The sequence below is a fragment of the Peteryoungia aggregata LMG 23059 genome (assembly GCF_030814435.1).
GTDB classification, from domain to species: Bacteria; Pseudomonadota; Alphaproteobacteria; order Rhizobiales; family Rhizobiaceae; genus Allorhizobium; species Allorhizobium aggregatum.
This window is the reverse complement of record NZ_JAUSUW010000007.1, coordinates 145,773-162,323: the sequence shown is the minus strand read 5'-3', so window position 1 is coordinate 162,323 and position 16,551 is coordinate 145,773. Positions and strand designations below refer to the sequence as shown.

Sequence of the window (16,551 nt, the reverse complement as noted above, 5' to 3'; positions counted from 1 at the left end):
GCCTCAGGCGCTGATCAACCTGGCTTCCGCATCCGTTCCTGATGTCAGCCGTTCGACGCTGCCATCGGCACGCATGGAGACGCTGCCGGAGGCAACCAGCTTGAGTGCTGCCGCATAGGTCTGGTGCTCGACGGTGAGCACGCGTCCAGCAAGTGTTTCCGCCGTATCATCAATCAGCACGGGCACGACCGCTTGCGCGATAACTGGGCCTTCGTCCATGCCCTCGGTGACGAAATGCACCGTGCAGCCCGCGACCTTCATGCCGGCCTCAATTGCCCGCTGATGGGTGTGCAGGCCGGGGAAGAGCGGCAAAAGCGACGGGTGGATGTTGAGGATCCGGCCTTCATGCGGACGGATGAATTCGACGGAGAGCAGACGCATGTAACCGGCGAGGCAAATCAGGTCTGGGCCGATTTCGGCAAGGGCGGCGAGGATTGCGGCCTCATGCTCGGCCTTGGAGCCATAGGCCTTGCGCTCGAACACGCGTGTCGGAATGCCGAGCGCCTCCGCCTTGGTTAGGCCGCCGGCCTCAGGCTTGTCGGAGAAGACAGCGACGATTTCGGCCGGATAGTCGGCCGCTTCGCAAGCCCTAGCCAGCGCCAGCATGTTCGACCCGCCGCCGGAAATGAAGGCGACGACGCGTTTGCGCCGGGCGCTCATAGGGCGAGCGTACCCTTGTAGGTCACGCCATGCGCACCCTCTTCGCGGGCAATCATGCGACCCAGACGGGCAACGGTTTCACCCTCGGCTTCCAGTGCCTTGGTCACGTCGTCCACCTTGTCGGCGGAAACGACGACGATCATGCCGATGCCGCAGTTGAAGGTGCGCAGCATTTCGTTCTGGGCAACGCCGCCGGTCTTGGCGAGCCAGGAGAAGACGGCCGGAACCTTAAAGGACGAAAGGTCGATCTCGGCAGCGAGATGCTTCGGCAGCACGCGCGGGATATTCTCCGGGAAGCCGCCGCCGGTGATATGGGCGAGCGCCTTCAGCGCCTTGGTTTCCTTGATCGCCTTTAGCAGTGGCTTCACATAGATGCGGGTCGGTGTGAGAAGGGCTGCGCCAAGCGACTGGCCCTCGGCGAAGGGCGCGGGCGCATCCCAGGCGAGGCCCGAGAGTTCGACGATCTTGCGCACCAGCGAAAAGCCGTTGGAATGCACGCCCGACGACGAGAGGCCGAGGATCACGTCGCCTTCGGCAATGTCGCCCGCCGGCAGCAATTCGCCGCGCTCGGCAGCCCCGACGGCAAAGCCTGCGAGGTCATAGTCGCCCTTGGAATACATGCCGGGCATTTCGGCGGTCTCGCCGCCGATCAAAGCACAGCCCGCCTCGCGGCACCCGGCCGCAATGCCCTGAACGATCGCCGCACCCTGGTCGGGGTCGAGCTTGCCAGTGGCGAAATAGTCGAGGAAGAGCAGCGGCTCGGCGCCCTGGACGACCAGATCGTTGACGCACATGGCGACAAGATCGATGCCGACGGTGTCGTGGATATTGGCGTCGATGGCGATCTTCAGCTTGGTGCCGACGCCGTCATTGGCGGCAACGAGGATCGGGTCCTTGAAGCCTGCGGCCTTCAGGTCGAACAAGCCGCCGAAGCCACCGATCTCCCCGTCCGCACCGGGACGCCGGGTCGACTTGACCGCCGGCTTGATCTTCTCGACCATCAGGTTGCCTGCATCGATATCGACGCCTGCATCGCTATAGGTCAACCCGTTCTTGCCAGCCTGGCTCATGCCTGCCTCCGATCCTGCGAGAATTTCGGCTGGCCATGGCATGAAGAGGCCGGATATGCAAGCAGAGAGCCGGGCCAGCCCGCGATTTCCCTGGCAATCTGGGGCTGGGACGCATCTTCTCGTCGCCGGTGAGACCGGGGTTCTTGACCAAGGCTTTCCCCGTAACCTATCTCCTTCTGTGGCGTCGCAGCATCCGGCCTTGCCTGCCGCTGCGGAAAACACCGAATGGAGACGGATATGGCTCGCAACATCAGTGTAATCGGTCTGCGCCGTCAGGTGCTGTTCTGGCTTCTGACGCTTACGATCTTCATTGGTTTCCTGATGCTGTTTTCGTCGATCCTCTTGCCCTTCATTGCCGGCATGGCGCTCGCCTATTTCCTCGATCCGGTCGCCGACCGGCTGGAGCGGCTCGGCCTGAGCCGCCTCATGGCGACGGTCGTCATCCTCGTCACCTTTGTTCTCGTATTCGTCTTGTCGCTGATGATCGTCATCCCGATCCTGGCAAGCCAGCTGAATGAATTCATCCAGCGCGTGCCCGGTTATGTGTCACAGCTGCAAAGCTTCGTCGCATCTGGCAATGCCGCCTGGCTTCCCGACTGGGTGGATGGCCAGATGGTGACGATCAAGGAGAACTTCTCCCGCTACATCAGCGAGGGGGTCGGTTTCATCGGGACGCTCATCGAGCAGATCTGGAATTCCGGCAAGGCGCTGCTCGACATCGCCTCGCTGCTCGTCGTGACGCCTGTTGTCGCCTTCTACCTGTTGCTCGACTGGGATCGCATGATCGAGAAGGTCGACAGCTGGGTGCCGCGCAACCAGCTCGCCACGGTGCGCCAGCTCGCCACCGAACTCGACAATACGATCGCCGGCTTCGTCCGTGGGCAGGGCTCGCTCTGCCTGATCCTCGGCATTTTCTATGCGATCGCGCTGTCGGCCGCCGGGCTCAATTTCGGCCTGCTGATCGGCTTCTTCACAGGCATGATCAGCTTCATTCCCTATGTCGGCTCGACTGTCGGCCTGCTCCTGTCCCTCGGCGTCGCCATCGTGCAGTTCTGGCCGGATTTCATCTGGGTCGGCGTGATCGCCGCCATCTTCTTCTTCGGACAGTTCCTCGAAGGCAACATCCTGCAGCCCAAGCTGGTCGGCAAGAGTGTCGGCCTTCACCCCGTCTGGCTGATGTTCGCCCTGTTTGCTTTCGGCGCGCTCTTCGGCTTCGTTGGCGTTCTGGTCGCGGTACCTGCGGCGGCCGCGGTCGGCGTCCTTGTTCGTTTCGCCATCTCGCGTTATCTTGACAGCGATCTCTATTACGGTTCCTCGGTTGCGCTTGTGCCGCCGCCGTCAGCACCCGTGGGTGAGATCACATCCCAAGCCCCAGAGAATTGAATGACTGACGCCAAGATGGCTCCCGAACGCCGCGGAGCCGCCGAACAACTGCCGCTCGCCTTTGAGCATGGCTCGGCGACAGGTCGGGACGATCTGCTCGTCTCCGAGCGCATGGCCGCTGCGGTCTCGATCGTCGATGCCTGGCCGGACTGGCCGTCGCCCGTGGTGATCCTGACGGGTCCGGAAGGATCGGGGAAATCACATCTGGCGCAGATTTTTCGCGATGCGAGCGGTGCGGTCGATATCGTTCCTCGGTCGGGCGAGGGGGCATCGGAAGCCGCAGCCGGAGGCGCGGTCGTGTTCGAAGATGCCGATCGCAGCGGCTTCGATGAGGTCGAGCTGTTCCACGTCATCAATGCCGTGCGCCAGCATGGCACGACGCTGCTCATCACCTCGCGCAGCTTTCCGCCGTCCTGGAATGTCGCCCTGCCTGACCTGAGGTCTCGGCTCAAGGCCGCAACCGTGGTCGAGATCGGCGCGCCGGACGAGGAGCTTCTCGGACACCTGATCACCAAGCTCTTCGCCGACCGGCAGCTTTACATCGATGACAAGATCGTCGGCTATATCGTCAGCCGCATGGAGCGCTCCTTTGCTGCGGCCCAGCTGGTGGTTGATCGCATGGACAAGCTGGCGCTGGCGCGCCGCGCGAAGATCAGCCGCAGCCTGGCCGCAGAGGTTCTCGAAATGCTGGAGGCGGCAGACGGTCGCGAGTAGTCGTCACAGATCTGTCGTCAAACTGTTATAATCGGCACCAACGATAACCAAGGGGCGAATCATGGACAGCGCGGTAAACGGCACGGACGGCGAAACGGATGCGGAGCTGACTTCGACCGAGGACCTACTGACCAGCCCGCTGCGCTTCATCAATCGGGAGTTTTCCTGGCTGCAGTTCAACCGGCGCGTCCTTGAGGAGACGCTGAACACCGCCCATCCGCTCCTGGAGCGTGTCCGCTTCCTGTCGATCTCCGCCGCCAATCTCGATGAATTCTTCATGGTCCGCGTTGCCGGCCTTGAGGGGCAGGTGCGCCAGGGCATCGTCATCAAGAGCCCTGACGGCAAGACGCCGGCCGAGCAGCTCGACGACATCCTCAAGGAAATCGACAATCTGCAGATGGAGCAGCAGGCCTCGCTTGCGGTCCTGCAGCAATACCTCGCGCAGGAAGAGATCCTGATCGTGCGTCCGGCCGCCTTGTCCGATGTGGATCGGACCTGGCTCGAAACCACGTTCGAGGAAGCGATCTTCCCTGTTCTCACCCCGCTGTCGATCGATCCGGCTCACCCATTCCCCTTCATCCCCAATCTCGGCTTCTCCATGGGCCTGCAGCTCTGCTCGAGCCGCACCGGCGAGCCGATGACGGCGCTGCTGCGCCTGCCTCCGACACTCGACCGTTTCGTCCGCCTGCCGGATGAGGGTGTCACGATCCGCTACATCACGCTGGAGGATATGGTCGGCCTGTTCATCAACCGGCTCTATCCTGGTTATGAGGTAAAGGGCTTCGGCACTTTCCGCATTATCCGAGACAGCGATATCGAAGTGGAGGAAGAGGCCGAAGATCTCGTGCGCTTCTTCGAGACGGCGCTGAAGCGCCGCCGCCGCGGGTCCGTCATCCGTATCGAGGTCGATAGCGAGATGCCGGTGGCGCTGCGCCAATTCGTCGTCCACGAACTCGGTGTCGCGGACAACCGCGTCGCGGTCCTTCCCGGCCTGCTCGCCCTCAACACGATCTCCGAGATCACCAAGGCCCCGCGCGACGACCTGCGCTTCGAGCAGTACAATGCCCGCTTCCCCGAACGCGTACGCGAACATGCCGGCGACTGCCTGGCCGCGATCCGCGAAAAGGACATGATCGTCCACCATCCCTATGAGAGCTTTGACGTCGTCGTGCAGTTTCTGCTGCAGGCCGCCCGCGACCCGGATGTGCTCGCGATCAAGCAGACGCTCTACCGCACCTCCAATGACAGCCCGATCGTCCGCGCCCTGATCGATGCTGCGGAAGCCGGCAAATCGGTGACCGCGCTCGTTGAACTCAAGGCACGCTTCGACGAAGAGGCGAACATCCGCTGGGCCCGCGACCTCGAGCGTGCCGGCGTGCAGGTCGTCTTCGGCTTCATCGAGCTCAAGACCCATGCCAAGATGTCGATGGTCGTGCGCCGCGAGGACGGCAAGCTCAGGACCTACTGCCACCTCGGCACCGGCAACTACCACCCGGTCACAGCCAAGATCTACACCGACCTGTCCTTCTTCACCTGCAACCAGAAGATCGCCCACGACATGGCGAATGTCTTCAACTTCATCACCGGTTATGGCGAACCGGAAGAGGGTATGAAGCTCGCGGTCTCGCCCTATACGTTGCGCCCCCGCATTCTCAGGCATATCAACGAGGAGATCGAGCACGCCAAGGCCGGTCGTCCGGCGCAGATCTGGATGAAGATGAACTCGCTCGTCGACCCCGAGATCATCGATGCGCTCTATGCCGCAAGCCAGGCAGGCGTCGAGATTGATCTCGTCATTCGCGGCATCTGTTGCCTGCGCCCACGCGTGGCGGGCCTCTCCGAGAATATCCGCGTCAAGTCGATCGTCGGACGCTTCCTCGAGCACAGCCGCATCTTCTGCTTCGGCAACGGCCATCGTCTGCCGTCTGAAAAAGCGCTCGTCTATATCGGTTCGGCCGACATGATGCCGCGCAATCTCGACCGCCGCGTCGAGACCCTGGTGCCTCTCATTAACCCCACGGTGCATGAGCAGGTGCTGTCCCAGATCATGCTTGGCAACCTGATTGACAACCAGCAGAGCTACGAGATATTGGCCGACGGCACGTCTCGCCGCATTGAAGTGCGGCAGGGTGAGGAACCTTTCAACGCGCAGCAGTATTTCATGACAAATCCGAGCCTGTCGGGCCGCGGAGAAGCACTGAAGTCGAGCGCACCGAAACTGATCGCCGGCCTGATTTCCGGCAGGAAAAGATAACACTGGTACCTCATGACAAGATCTGAAGCGCAGGGGCGCCTTCCTGGTATCGCCCCTGTCTCCGTTGTCGACATCGGCTCCAACTCGATCCGTCTCGTGATCTATGAGGGGCTTTCCCGCGCGCCGACGGTTCTCTTCAACGAGAAGGTCCTTTGCGGCCTTGGCAGGGGTGTCGCCACGACCGGCCGGATGGACGAAGAGGGTGTCGAACGCGCTCTGGCCGCACTCCGACGCTTCCGCGCCCTGTCGAACCAGGCCAAGGCAACGCGCATGTATGTGCTCGCGACCGCTGCCGCCCGCGAAGCCTCCAATGGTCCCGATTTCATCGCCCGCGCCGAGGAGATCCTCGGCCACGAAGTGCAGGTCCTGACCGGCGAGGAAGAGGCGAAATACTCCGCCCTCGGCGTTCTCAGTGGTTTCCATGATGCCGATGGCATCGCCGGCGACCTCGGCGGCGGTTCGCTCGAACTCATCGACATCACCGGACAGAGCTTCGGCAAAGGCATTACGCTACCGCTCGGCGGCTTGAGATTGTCGGAAAGCGTCGAGGGTTCGTTGCCCAAGGCCCGCGCGCTTGCCAAGAAGCTGGTCGCGGACGCCGCACTCCTCAAGAAGGGGCAGGGGCGCACCTTCTACGCCGTTGGCGGAACCTGGCGCAACATCGCCAAGCTGCATATGGAGATCCGCAAGTATCCGCTGCACATGATGCAGGGCTATGAGCTGCCCTATGACGAGATCGCCTTCTTCCTGGAGGAGATCATCTCGGGCGCCAACAGCCGCGATCCCGCCTGGTCGACCATTTCCAAGAGCCGCCGCAACCTGATCCCGTTCGGCGCTGTTGCCATGCGGGAAGTGATCGAGATCATGCAGCCGAAAAGCGTCTGCTTCTCGGCCCAAGGGGTGCGCGAAGGCTATCTCTATTCGCTGCTTCTCGAAGAGGAACAGGCGCTCGATCCGTTGATCGAGGCTGCCGATGAACTGGCGATCCTGCGTGCCCGCTCGCCGGAACATGCCCGCGAGCTTGCCGACTGGACCGGCCAGATGATGCCCTTCTTCGATATCGAGGAAACCGAAGAGGAAAGCCGCTATCGCCAGGCCGCCTGCCTGCTCGCCGATATCAGCTGGCGTGCGCATCCCGACTATCGCGGGCTGCAGGCGCTGAACGTGATTGCCCACTCCTCCTTTGTCGGCATCACCCATCCGGGCCGCGCCTTTATCGCGCTCACCAACTATTACCGCTTCGAAGGCCTGCATGACGATGGCCAGACCGGACCGCTTGCGGCCATCGCCACCGAGCGCCTGCTCGACCGTGCCAAGCTCGTCGGCGGCATGCTGCGCGTGGTCTATCTCTTCTCGGCCTCGATGCCGGGCGTGGTCCACAACTTGACATTCCGTCGCTCCGACAATCCCGAACTCGATCTCGAATTCGTCGTGCCGAAGGCCTACGAAGACTTTTCGGGCGAACGATTGGATGGCCGCCTGATGCAGCTATCGAAGTTGACGGGCAAGCGCCTGGCATTCGTGTTCGAATAGGGCGAACACCTTTTGCCAAACGAAATGAGAGCGGGCGCCTCCCAGCCTCTAACGGAGATGTGCGGTTCCTCTAGATCCCGATGCGGAAGCTTCTTGTGGCACGGGTGCCTGGGGCGGTTTACCTCTCGTCAGCGAACCAGCGAAATGCCCGGCGCAGGCATGCTTGCCCTTCATCGATAATCGGTGGGCCATGGGCCATGATCACCTTTTCCGTAGGCCATGCCAGAATACGCCGAAGAGGTTCACGCGCGGCGCGCCGATCGGTGAAGGCGAGCCGAAATTTTCGGGGCACCTCAGGTTCGGCAGATGTCATCAGGTCCAGTCGCGCAACAAGCGCCCGCCAGCTGCTAAACCATCCGCGCGGGAATTGCTGAATGAGATCGGTGAAAATTGCGGTTCCGCTCTGGCGATGAAACAACACGACTTCCGTCGTGATCCGATTGCCCCACATGATCGCATGGTCGATCTCCCCGGCCCATGCTGCGATCGGCCCATCACTGAAATCTGCGTCGAACCTAAGATCCCCGCGTTTCTCCCGCAAACCGGGCGGCGCAAAGACCGTGGCGTCAGGATATGCCCGCTGCCAGTCGCCAAGGAATGTGTGGTGGAGGGAGTTGGGAGGGATGAGATAGCGCACCGCCCCCAAGGTCTCGATCTCGGCGCAAAGGTCCTCCGTAAGCGCCGTCGGCGACCAGAGCACCAGATCGCCGCTGGTCAATCTGATCACGGCCATGCGCGTGGGATAATGAAAACCTGCCGCCGCCGTGACCGTTGGCCCGTCCGCGATCCAGATTTCAGGGCCAAACTCCTGAAGCATGACGATTGCCCCACCAATATTTACAGGAGTGTAAATTTATACCATTGTGTAGATATGGCAATCCCGAAGCGCACCGAACGGTCTCGAATCCTCATCCTTGATGCTGCCGATGCGGCGTTTCGGGAGAAGGGGTTTGCTGCCACATCCGTTGAGGAAATCGCGATTCGGGCGGGTCTGACCCGCAAGACGGTCTACAATCTGTTCGCCACGAAAGACGAAATCGCCTTGCAGCTCATCGCCCGCGTGGAAGCAAACGACGCGCCCTATCGCGTACGAATAGGGGCCGGTGAAGATGTGTTTTCCTTGCTCGAATGCGTCTTTCTCGACAGCGGGCACTGGTGTCTGGCAAATCCCTCGCTCGCAAGGCTGGTCCTTGCTCCGGCCGAAAGGCCATCGCTTGAGCCGCCGCCCGACCGGTCCTCATTCCAGCGGCTTGTCAGGGACATTCTGGTGCTTGGCCAACACCAGGGTGTCATTCGCAGGGATGATGACCCCAATTTCATGGCGCTCGTTCTGCTTGGGATCTACGGTCAGGCGATGCTTTCGGCGCTTAGCAGAGGGCAGTTCAGCCAAGACGAAATCAGGCATATCATCCGCATAGTGGTCGAAGGCATCGGGGAACGTTCATCGCAGGGAGGCGCGTTGCCCGGGAAATCCTGAGTTCAACGACGGAATTGGTGCCGCCGATTGTTCAGGGGACTGTCTGTGGCAATGGTCCTTCGCAAAAGTCGGAGTTTTGCGAAGGATGTTGGCGACAGACGGTATTCCGTATTCGACTTGGGGCCGGGGCTGAGGCCCGCTCTTTTCGTTTCAGGTGTCGAGCTTATTTCGCCGCGAGGAACTCACCGACTTCCAGCAGAACGAACTCGCTGTCGTCAGCCTTGTCGAGGGCACGACCGGCTGAGAAGGGCAGGTTGTTGTCATTGCCGACGATGATGTGGGTCGGATCGACCACGTCGACATTCTCGATGGTGACGAACGGCATGTCATAAAAACCTTCGCCGCCGCCCTGGCGCTTCTTGTTGTCCGGGTCTTCGATCTTCATCAGGTCGATATAGCCGATCTTGCGCACCGCCTTGCCGGCCATCTCGTCCGTCATCTCGATCTTGTAGATCCGCTTGTGCTTGGCCGGAACGGCAAAGCAATCGGCAGCCGGCGCCTTCGGATCGGCGCAGGCCTTTTCAACAACACCCGCACCGTTGTCGCGCTCGATCACGAGAGCGGTGGTCGCGTCGATCATGTTGAAGTCGCCGATCGCCTCGCCGCCTTCCGACAGCGGATAGAGCCAGGTCTTGCCGGTCCAGGCCTTGGAGGCGGCGTCTAGCTCGATGATGCGCAGTGCGGTGAGGCCATCCGCCTTTTCGACCGAGCCGTCTTCGAGATAGAGCGGGCCTTCGAGCATGCCATAGAGCTTCGTGCCGTCCTTCGACATGGCAAGGCCCGTCAGGCGCACGCCGTCCTTGCCGGGCACGCTGCCGAGCGCGTCCGCACGCTTGCGGTCTGCGGTCGAGAACTTGCCGGAGGTCTTGAGATAGGCAGGCGCATCGGCAGGGGCGGCGATGATGGTGTTGGCCGGCAGGATGGCCTGGTTCACCAGCTTGGCCGGGAAGGCCTTCTCCTCGGCCGAAGCCTGGGAAACGAAGAGGATGAAGAGAGCAGCAGACGTCAGAAGGGCTTTGGTCATGGCGTCACCTTGTTGGAAGGGAGGAAACGCCAGAGTGCTAGTGAGGCTTCATGTCGCACCGATTGCGATCAGGTGAAGTTTCGATGACGTCAGCGGTTACCCACAGGCGCCCCGAGCCATCCCGGCATGCCGCCGCGATCTTCACCCGTCACGGCAGCCTCGACACAGGCCGCGAGACTGCCGAAACGCATGGTGCGCCCGGTAAGCCCCGGGCCATAATGGGCATATTTGCCGGAATTGGTCATGATGACCTTGGCATCGACGGGAATGACAGGCTCTGTCACCATGCACCAGCAGGTGTCGTTGACGAGGGTGACACCGAAAGCGGTGAGCACTGCGACATCACCCGAGGCCTCCGCCTTGGCCATTTCGGCGCGCCCGCAGGTGACGACGAGGGGCACATGCGGATGCCGTGTCTTGTTTCGACAGAGCGCCGCGAGGGCGGCGAGTTCGGTGGCCGAGAAATGCGGGTTGCCGAGCGATACAAGCTGTACCGGGCCGGCTTCCGCGCCGTTCAGTTCTTGCCAGGCCCGCAGCAGGTCCTGATGGGTGAGTGAGATGGTCGGCAGATCGGGGGCTGCAAAGCCCTTGGGGTCGAGTGCTTCCGGAGTGACATCGGCGATGTGGAACATCGGCGCGGCGGAGGTGGTGGCAAAAGCGGCGCCGAAGGCCTTCAGGGCATCCGTATCCGGGCGGTGCCCGGACAGTCCTTCGACCAGCGGAATGGCATCGGGCGAAACGGTCCCGATCAGATAGCCGATGAGCGGCCAGAGGCTGTCATCCACGTCTTCAAGCGGCGGCACGGTGACTCGCACCTGTGGCGCGCGCTGCTCCGGCAGGTGACAGCCCGCTTTGGGTGCCCGGCCCGTCAGCCCGATCGCGATGTCCAGATAATCGGGATACTTCATCGTCCGTGCGCCAAGCACGCTGTTGGCATAGACGACGGCATTCGATTCCGCCCAGACGATCTGCTCGTCACGTGCGGGCCGGTCATCGAGCAGATAGGGCGCGCAGGTAAAGGTGGCTTGTGCTCCCATCGCCACATAGGCATCGGCCACGGCTGCTGCCGGACGCCCGAGCGCTTCCGGAACACCCTGCGCCTGCCAGCGCCGGTGATCGACCGAAATCGCATTCAGCGTCGTCGGCACCACGACGCGACCGCCGAGATCGCGCAGCTTTTCGGCAAAGGCGAGGCCGCCAGGACCGGTATAGATGCAGCCGTCGATATGGGCGCGGGTGATGTCGATCAGCTCCGTCGCGCCTTCAAGCGCTGCCATCCGCAGCACGATCCGCATGGCAACGGCTGCCGCGTCGCCCCGCTCGCCTGCGAGAATGGCCTTGTCCGCATCCGTGAGCGCGATGTCCGAACCAACCCCTGCAACGGCATCGCTGATCCGGACCCGCTTGGCTGTCTTCAATGCGGCAAAGGCTTGCTTGCCGACCGCAATCACCGGAATGGACCGCCCGAACACCTCCTCCGCGGCGATGACGCCGAGCGTGATGATCGCCTCGGGATGCTCAAGCACAATCGCGGCGGGACCTTGTCCGTTGAGAATCAGTTCGAGGATGACGCCGCTGCCGGTGCAGGAGCCACGGCTGGTCGGCAGGGCGAGCACGCGGCCGGTCAGCCGCTCGCCGCTCAACGGGTGATGCCGGTCGATGATCTCGCCGGTCACGGCATCCGCGCCGCCCCAGAAGCTGAGCGCGGTGTCGGTGAACAACACCTCGCCCTCGGCCGAGCCCGAGACGAGTACGCGGCCCGATATGTCGACGGTGTCATGGAGGCTGCTCATCATTCCGTCTCCGAAAGCGCCAGGATCGCAAAACTCGCCAGCCAGTGTTCGCCCATATAGTCGCCAGCCACATGCGCGATCCCGGCTTCGAGATGCCCATGCGCGGCCTCGAGCATCACAGGTCGGCGCGGGTCCGTCTCTGGCAGGGTGCCAGCCAGAGAGGCCCAGCACCAGGCACGGCTGAGGCTCAGGCCATCGAGGTGTGCGATCTTGCCGTCCGAGCGGTCCGAAACGGAGGCGGGAGCAAACAGCGTGCGCGGCTGGCCGGCTGCGATATCAGGCAGGAAGGCATCGAACCAGCGGCCGAAATCGGTGGCGGGCAGGAGCCGGCGCATGCATTCCGCCTCGATCAGCGCTGGCGAGAGGAAGTCGTCGCCCGAGGGCTCGCCCCAGGCGGGGCAGGCGGTGTCAGAGCCGTACCAGCGCTGCGCCGTGGCGCGCAGCAGTTCGAAAAGGGCCGTGTCTCCGACAGTGTCGGCATAGTCGGCTGCGAGCCTGAGCGCAAAGGCGGTGTTGTAATGCGTGCCCACCCGCACCGGATAGGTGGCAAGCGGCAGGAAGTCCCTGAAGCGCTGGACAATCCGCTCCGTCAGCGGCGACAGCGCTGCGCCCCATCGCGCATTCTCGTGGCCGTGCAACTCGGCGGCAAGCTTCAGCAACCAGCCCCAGCCATAGGGCCGCTCATAACCGCGCGCCATTGGTCGGTCGAAATAGCCGCATTCGCCGGCGATCCTGTCCGGCACCAGCATCGTTGAAAAGAGATCGCGGATCGCTTGCGCTTCCGGCATCTCGGGATGGAGGCGCAAGAGACGCGCCAGCATCCAGTAGCCATGCACGCAGGAATGCCAGTCATAGCTTCCGTAAAAGACCGGGTGGAGTTTGGATGGCGTCTTCGCATCCTCAGGCCCTTCGAGCCCGTGCAGGATATGATTGGGATATTCGCGGGTGACATGGCCGAGCGCGATGGTCGCAAAGCGGGAGGCAAGCTCGGATGTCAGCCGCGTGGTCATCCCTTATCTCCCAATTCCAGCCGGTCGCCCCAGTCTGCCCGGCGTATGTCCTTGAAGGCCTCGCCATCGCGTTTGCTGAGCGTCAGCTCGGCAGCCGTGCCATCGGTGCGACAGAGCTTGACCCGCCCGACACCGCCATTGACGCGCGGCGGAGACAGCACCCGGTCGCCGACGAGGGCAACAGGCTCGCGCGAGGCGGCGATGAAGATGTATTTCTCGTCCTCCCACGGCACTTCTGCGCCCTTGGCCAGACGATGCACCCGCGAACGCGCCACGCGCCTTGAGAAGTGGCACCAGTCCGGTGCCACGATCGGACAGTTTTCCGCATGCATGCAGGGCGCCACGAGATGCGCCCCGAGGGATCGGAGCTTGTCGCGAACGGCGAGAATGCGCTGCCAGCCGGCCGGTGTGCCGGGCTCGATCACGACGAGCATGCCTTTGGTCAGCGTCCAGAGTTTTTCCGTGACGGTTCCGATGGTTGCCGGCGGAAGCTCGTCCAGCACATAGGCAAGCGTCACGAGATCAGCTGGCCGAAGCGTCGGGATCTTGGCCGTCACATCACCCGCCTGCCAGTGGCTTTTCACGCTGCCGGAAGCGGCGAGCTTTTCGCCGACGCTGCGGATCGCGCCGCTTGCTTCCACCATCTCTGCGGAGCTTAGGCTGCCCCAGGTATCGGCTGCTGCCCAGAGTGCTGTGCCGGGGCCGCAGCCGAGATCGATCAGGGTCTCTGGCTGGAAATCCGGTGTCGCATCCTCGACCATGGCGAGTGCTGCCCGAACGGCGGCGAAGGTGGCGGGCAGGCGGGTCGCAAGATAGGCCTTGGCGGCAAGCGCATCATCGATATGAAAGCGCCCGTCACGCACTTCGCGGCGATAGCGATCAGACAGAATTGCGCTCGCCTTGGCGATCCGTTCCAGCGGTTCGCCCTGGAGCATCTGGTCGACGGCGGAGCGGAGAGGGGCGGGAAGTTCCATGATGTCCTTCAGCCGCGCCGCGCCGCCCATTCGGGGCGGAGAATGGACATGAGGAGGAAATCCGAGCGGCTGCCATCGGGCAAGAGCGCTGCCTCGCGCAGCACGCCTTCCTGGATGAAGCCGACCTTGCGATAGACGGTCTGGGCGCGAAGATTGCCGCTCACCACGTCGAGACAGAGGCGATGGGCATTGGTTTCAAGAAAGGCAAAGTCGACGGCACCGGCGAGCAGCGGTGTGCCCACGCCCTTTTCCGGGCTGGAGACCGCGATGCGCTTGACGCAGGCATTGCCGTCGCGCCTGTTGAGATCCATCAGGATGACGAAGCCGAGCGATTGGCGATCGTCATCCTCGCCGATCAGGTACGCAAACGAGGGGTTCGCAATCTGCGCCATGTGCTCGTCAACGCCGTAGCGGCCGATGAACTGGTCATAGCCCGGCTTGCGCTCGGTCTCCATGATGAACGGGATATCGGCCTCCGTTGCACGGCGCAGGGATAGCGCCGTCACGGATCAGAACTCCACCGCTTCGACGCGCTTGCCGACGAAGCGCAGACCGACGCCGCCGGAAATCAGCTTCAGCGCGAGATCGCCGAACAGCTCCTTGCGCCAGCCCTGAAGGGCTGCGACTTCCGCCTTTTCGCCTTCGGCTGCGATCTTTTCCAGATCGTCGCTGTTGGCGATGACCTTGGAAGCAACACCGTGCTTTTCAGAGGTCAGCCGCAGCAGCACCTTCAGCAGTTCGACAGCCGATTGCGTGCCTTCAGGCGCATGGGTATGGCGTTCCAGATGCGGCATCTCCGACTTCGGCAGCGCAAGCGCCGTATTGACCTGTTCGAGGATCGCAGTACCCGAGCTCGAGCGTTCCCAGCCCTTCGGGATGGTGCGCAGCCGCCCGAGCGCCTCCACATCCTTCGGCTGCTGCTGGGCGATTTCGTAGATCGCATCGTCCTTCAACACCCGCGAACGCGGCACGTTGCGGGCGCGGGCCTCGCGCTCGCGCCATGCGGCGACATACTGCATGACGGCGAGTTCGGTCGGCTTGCGCAGGCGCATCTTCAGCCGCTGCCAGGCCTGTTCCGGCGGCAGGTCATAGGTTTCGCGGGATTCGAGGATCGCCATTTCCTCGGTCAGCCACTCGGCGCGGCCTTCCGCATCCAGCTGGCCCTTCAGCTTCAAATAGACGTCGCGCAGATGGGTGACATCGGCCAGTGCATAATCGAGCTGCTTGTCCGACAACGGACGGCGGCTCCAGTCGGTGAAGCGCGAGGTCTTGTCGATATGGACGTTCTTCACCTTCTGCACGAGCTGGTCATAGGAGACAGAATCGCCGAAGCCGCAGACCATGGCCGCAACCTGCGTGTCGAAGATCGGATGCGGGATGAGATCGCCGAGATGGAAGATGATTTCGATGTCCTGGCGGGCCGCATGGAAGACCTTCACCACGGCCGGATTTGCCATCAGCTCGAAGAAGGGCTTGAGGTCGATACCCTTGGCCATCGGGTCGATGATGTATTCATGCTCCGGGCTCGCCATCTGGATCAGGCAGAGTTCCGGCCAGAAGGTCGTTTCGCGGAGAAATTCCGTGTCGATCGTGATGAAATCGGATTGAGCGAGGAGGCGGCAGGCCTCTTCGAGCGCGGCAGTGGTATCGATCATTTCGGCTCGGTCATGGAAACTAAAGGATCAACCTTAGTTTCCCTTCTGGCCTTCCTTGTCAATATGAACGACCGGGAAACGGAGCCTGTAAGCCTTCTTCAAAGGGTGAAGTCCCTTAATCGTCGGCGGAAACACCCCTCAGCGCTGCAATGTTCTGGCTGTGGACTGCCTCATAGGGCGCGAAATAGGTGAGGGTTCCGACGCTCAGTTCCGGTGCGATGAAGCGCTCGAGACTCTCGTCGGGCAGTCCGGGTTCATCCAGACGCAAGAGCAGCCGCGTCAGATAGTCCCGGGTGGTGGTCACCAGTGACGGCGGATAGCCACCGGATGCGATCACCTGCTCGTCGCCGTGATTGGGAAGAATGCGGCTGAACTCAAGCTCGGACAGCCGGTCGAGTTCCGCAACATGCCGCGCGGTATTCGCAGGCTCCGAGATATAGGTCACGGTGTCTTCGAGCGTGTCGCCCGCCAGCAGCACGCCGAGATGCGGCACAAGGAGCACGGTGCCGTCGGCGCTGTGAATGTCGAATTGCATCAGCTTCACCGTGATGTCGCCGACCTCAAGGGTCATCTCGCCGTCAAAGGTCTCGGTCGGCATGACGACCGGATTGATCGGCGGATCTTTGGCGACGAGGACCTTGCGCTTCTCGATCAGCGTGTCGCGCGTCAGCTTGTTCGACAGGATCGGGCAGTCGATGAAGCCCGCATTTCCGGCGACGTGATCGGTATGCCAGTGGCTGAGCACGACACGGATCTTGCTGACGCCGAGGCCGGAGAGATGGCTGCGGATGGCACGCGCATGGTCGAAGGAGATATGCGTGTCATAGACCAGCGCCTCGGTTCCCGAGACGATCGCGTAGCTCGCGACTCCCAGGCCGTAAGCGCCGTCGTCGAGCCAGTTCGGCTTGTCGGAATGCAGACGTTTGCCGAGGATGCGTCCGTCATAATAGGCATACAGCCCCGGATAGGGCTCGTGGATGCGCATCGTCTCGGCAAGGCTCATG

The 16,551-nt window shown here is 62.5% G+C and carries 15 protein-coding genes; 5 read left to right on the top strand and 10 right to left on the bottom strand.

The genetic code is table 11. The features are described 5' to 3' along the window. Positions 1–3: 3 nt before the first annotated feature. Both purN and purM read right to left on the bottom strand, forming a co-directional pair. Positions 4–660, bottom strand: a complete 657-nt coding sequence (purN, locus tag J2045_RS13815; RefSeq protein ID WP_307373668.1) for a phosphoribosylglycinamide formyltransferase — start codon at positions 658–660, stop codon at positions 4–6. Continuing rightward, positions 657–1,730 carry a phosphoribosylformylglycinamidine cyclo-ligase gene (gene purM, locus J2045_RS13810; protein WP_307373665.1) on the bottom strand — a complete coding sequence of 358 codons (1,074 nt, stop codon included), beginning with the start codon at positions 1,728–1,730 and terminating at the stop codon, positions 657–659. The genes purN and purM overlap by 4 nt, the downstream gene beginning before the upstream one ends. Positions 1,731–1,967: 237 nt before the next feature. On the opposite strand from purM, the gene J2045_RS13805 reads away from it, so the two are divergent. The 4 genes from J2045_RS13805 (at position 1,968) to ppx (ending at position 7,614) form a co-directional block, all read left to right on the top strand. Then, entirely contained in the window at positions 1,968–3,113 is a 1,146-nt protein-coding gene (locus J2045_RS13805; protein WP_307373664.1) for an AI-2E family transporter, read from the top strand. Continuing rightward, positions 3,114–3,827 carry a DnaA regulatory inactivator HdaA gene (gene hdaA, locus J2045_RS13800; RefSeq protein ID WP_307373662.1) on the top strand — a complete coding sequence of 238 codons (714 nt, stop codon included), beginning with the start codon at positions 3,114–3,116 and terminating at the stop codon, positions 3,825–3,827. Between the two features lie 61 nt (positions 3,828–3,888). Beyond that, the gene (locus J2045_RS13795) at positions 3,889–6,081 is read left to right on the top strand and encodes an RNA degradosome polyphosphate kinase (protein ID WP_307373660.1); all 2,193 of its coding nucleotides are present in this window, start codon (positions 3,889–3,891) and stop codon (positions 6,079–6,081) included. 12 nt (positions 6,082–6,093) lie between these two features. Beyond that, positions 6,094–7,614 (top strand): exopolyphosphatase, encoded by a 1,521-nt coding sequence (gene ppx / locus J2045_RS13790; protein WP_307373658.1) that lies wholly within the window; start codon positions 6,094–6,096, stop codon positions 7,612–7,614. Positions 7,615–7,732: 118 nt separating this feature from the next. On the opposite strand, the gene J2045_RS13785 is transcribed toward ppx, so the two are convergent. Continuing rightward, entirely contained in the window at positions 7,733–8,431 is a 699-nt protein-coding gene (locus J2045_RS13785; protein WP_307373656.1) for a DUF4336 domain-containing protein, read from the bottom strand. Between J2045_RS13785 and J2045_RS13780 the strand changes: the two genes are divergently transcribed. After that, positions 8,360–9,091, top strand: a complete 732-nt coding sequence (locus J2045_RS13780) for a TetR/AcrR family transcriptional regulator (protein ID WP_307373653.1) — start codon at positions 8,360–8,362, stop codon at positions 9,089–9,091. The genes J2045_RS13785 and J2045_RS13780 overlap by 72 nt on opposite strands. A gap of 163 nt (positions 9,092–9,254) precedes the next feature. On the opposite strand, the gene J2045_RS13775 is transcribed toward J2045_RS13780, so the two are convergent. The 7 genes from J2045_RS13775 to J2045_RS13745 form a co-directional block, all read right to left on the bottom strand. Then, positions 9,255–10,115: an esterase-like activity of phytase family protein gene (locus tag J2045_RS13775; protein WP_307373650.1), complete on the bottom strand. Its 861-nt coding sequence runs from the start codon at positions 10,113–10,115 to the stop codon at positions 9,255–9,257. A gap of 89 nt (positions 10,116–10,204) precedes the next feature. Next, on the bottom strand, positions 10,205–11,908 hold the full coding sequence (gene lhpI, locus J2045_RS13770; protein WP_307373905.1) for a cis-3-hydroxy-L-proline dehydratase: 1,704 nt from the start codon (positions 11,906–11,908) through the stop codon (positions 10,205–10,207). Then, positions 11,908–12,918 carry a DUF2891 domain-containing protein gene (locus tag J2045_RS13765; protein WP_307373648.1) on the bottom strand — a complete coding sequence of 337 codons (1,011 nt, stop codon included), beginning with the start codon at positions 12,916–12,918 and terminating at the stop codon, positions 11,908–11,910. Before J2045_RS13765 ends, lhpI begins: the two co-directional genes overlap by 1 nt. Beyond that, complete coding sequence (locus J2045_RS13760; RefSeq protein WP_307373645.1) at positions 12,915–13,892, bottom strand: small ribosomal subunit Rsm22 family protein; 978 nt, start codon at positions 13,890–13,892, stop codon at positions 12,915–12,917. The genes J2045_RS13765 and J2045_RS13760 overlap by 4 nt, the downstream gene beginning before the upstream one ends. An 8-nt stretch (positions 13,893–13,900) precedes the next feature. Beyond that, on the bottom strand, positions 13,901–14,398 hold the full coding sequence (locus J2045_RS13755) for a GNAT family N-acetyltransferase (protein ID WP_307373643.1): 498 nt from the start codon (positions 14,396–14,398) through the stop codon (positions 13,901–13,903). Positions 14,399–14,401: 3 nt separating this feature from the next. Further along, the gene (rnd, locus tag J2045_RS13750; protein WP_307373641.1) at positions 14,402–15,547 is read right to left on the bottom strand and encodes a ribonuclease D; all 1,146 of its coding nucleotides are present in this window, start codon (positions 15,545–15,547) and stop codon (positions 14,402–14,404) included. A 115-nt stretch (positions 15,548–15,662) separates the two neighbouring features. Continuing rightward, complete coding sequence (locus J2045_RS13745) at positions 15,663–16,550, bottom strand: MBL fold metallo-hydrolase (protein WP_307373639.1); 888 nt, start codon at positions 16,548–16,550, stop codon at positions 15,663–15,665. Between the last annotated feature and the right edge of the window lies 1 nt (position 16,551).

What these genes read in the sequence shown, in the direction of transcription:
- J2045_RS13745 (WP_307373639.1), bottom strand. Translation starts at nt 16,550, where the DNA reads ATGAGCCTTGCCGAGACGATGCGCATCCACGAGCCCTATCCGGGGCTG.
- hdaA (WP_307373662.1), top strand. Translation starts at nt 3,114, where the DNA reads ATGACTGACGCCAAGATGGCTCCCGAACGCCGCGGAGCCGCCGAACAA.
- J2045_RS13805 (WP_307373664.1), top strand. Translation starts at nt 1,968, where the DNA reads ATGGCTCGCAACATCAGTGTAATCGGTCTGCGCCGTCAGGTGCTGTTC.
- purM (WP_307373665.1), bottom strand. Translation starts at nt 1,730, where the DNA reads ATGAGCCAGGCTGGCAAGAACGGGTTGACCTATAGCGATGCAGGCGTC.
- J2045_RS13765 (WP_307373648.1), bottom strand. Translation starts at nt 12,918, where the DNA reads ATGACCACGCGGCTGACATCCGAGCTTGCCTCCCGCTTTGCGACCATC.
- J2045_RS13775 (WP_307373650.1), bottom strand. Translation starts at nt 10,115, where the DNA reads ATGACCAAAGCCCTTCTGACGTCTGCTGCTCTCTTCATCCTCTTCGTT.
- purN (WP_307373668.1), bottom strand. Translation starts at nt 660, where the DNA reads ATGAGCGCCCGGCGCAAACGCGTCGTCGCCTTCATTTCCGGCGGCGGG.
- lhpI (WP_307373905.1), bottom strand. Translation starts at nt 11,908, where the DNA reads ATGAGCAGCCTCCATGACACCGTCGACATATCGGGCCGCGTACTCGTC.
- J2045_RS13795 (WP_307373660.1), top strand. Translation starts at nt 3,889, where the DNA reads ATGGACAGCGCGGTAAACGGCACGGACGGCGAAACGGATGCGGAGCTG.
- J2045_RS13780 (WP_307373653.1), top strand. Translation starts at nt 8,360, where the DNA reads ATGAAAACCTGCCGCCGCCGTGACCGTTGGCCCGTCCGCGATCCAGAT.
- ppx (WP_307373658.1), top strand. Translation starts at nt 6,094, where the DNA reads ATGACAAGATCTGAAGCGCAGGGGCGCCTTCCTGGTATCGCCCCTGTC.
- J2045_RS13785 (WP_307373656.1), bottom strand. Translation starts at nt 8,431, where the DNA reads ATGCTTCAGGAGTTTGGCCCTGAAATCTGGATCGCGGACGGGCCAACG.
- J2045_RS13760 (WP_307373645.1), bottom strand. Translation starts at nt 13,892, where the DNA reads ATGGAACTTCCCGCCCCTCTCCGCTCCGCCGTCGACCAGATGCTCCAG.
- rnd (WP_307373641.1), bottom strand. Translation starts at nt 15,547, where the DNA reads ATGATCGATACCACTGCCGCGCTCGAAGAGGCCTGCCGCCTCCTCGCT.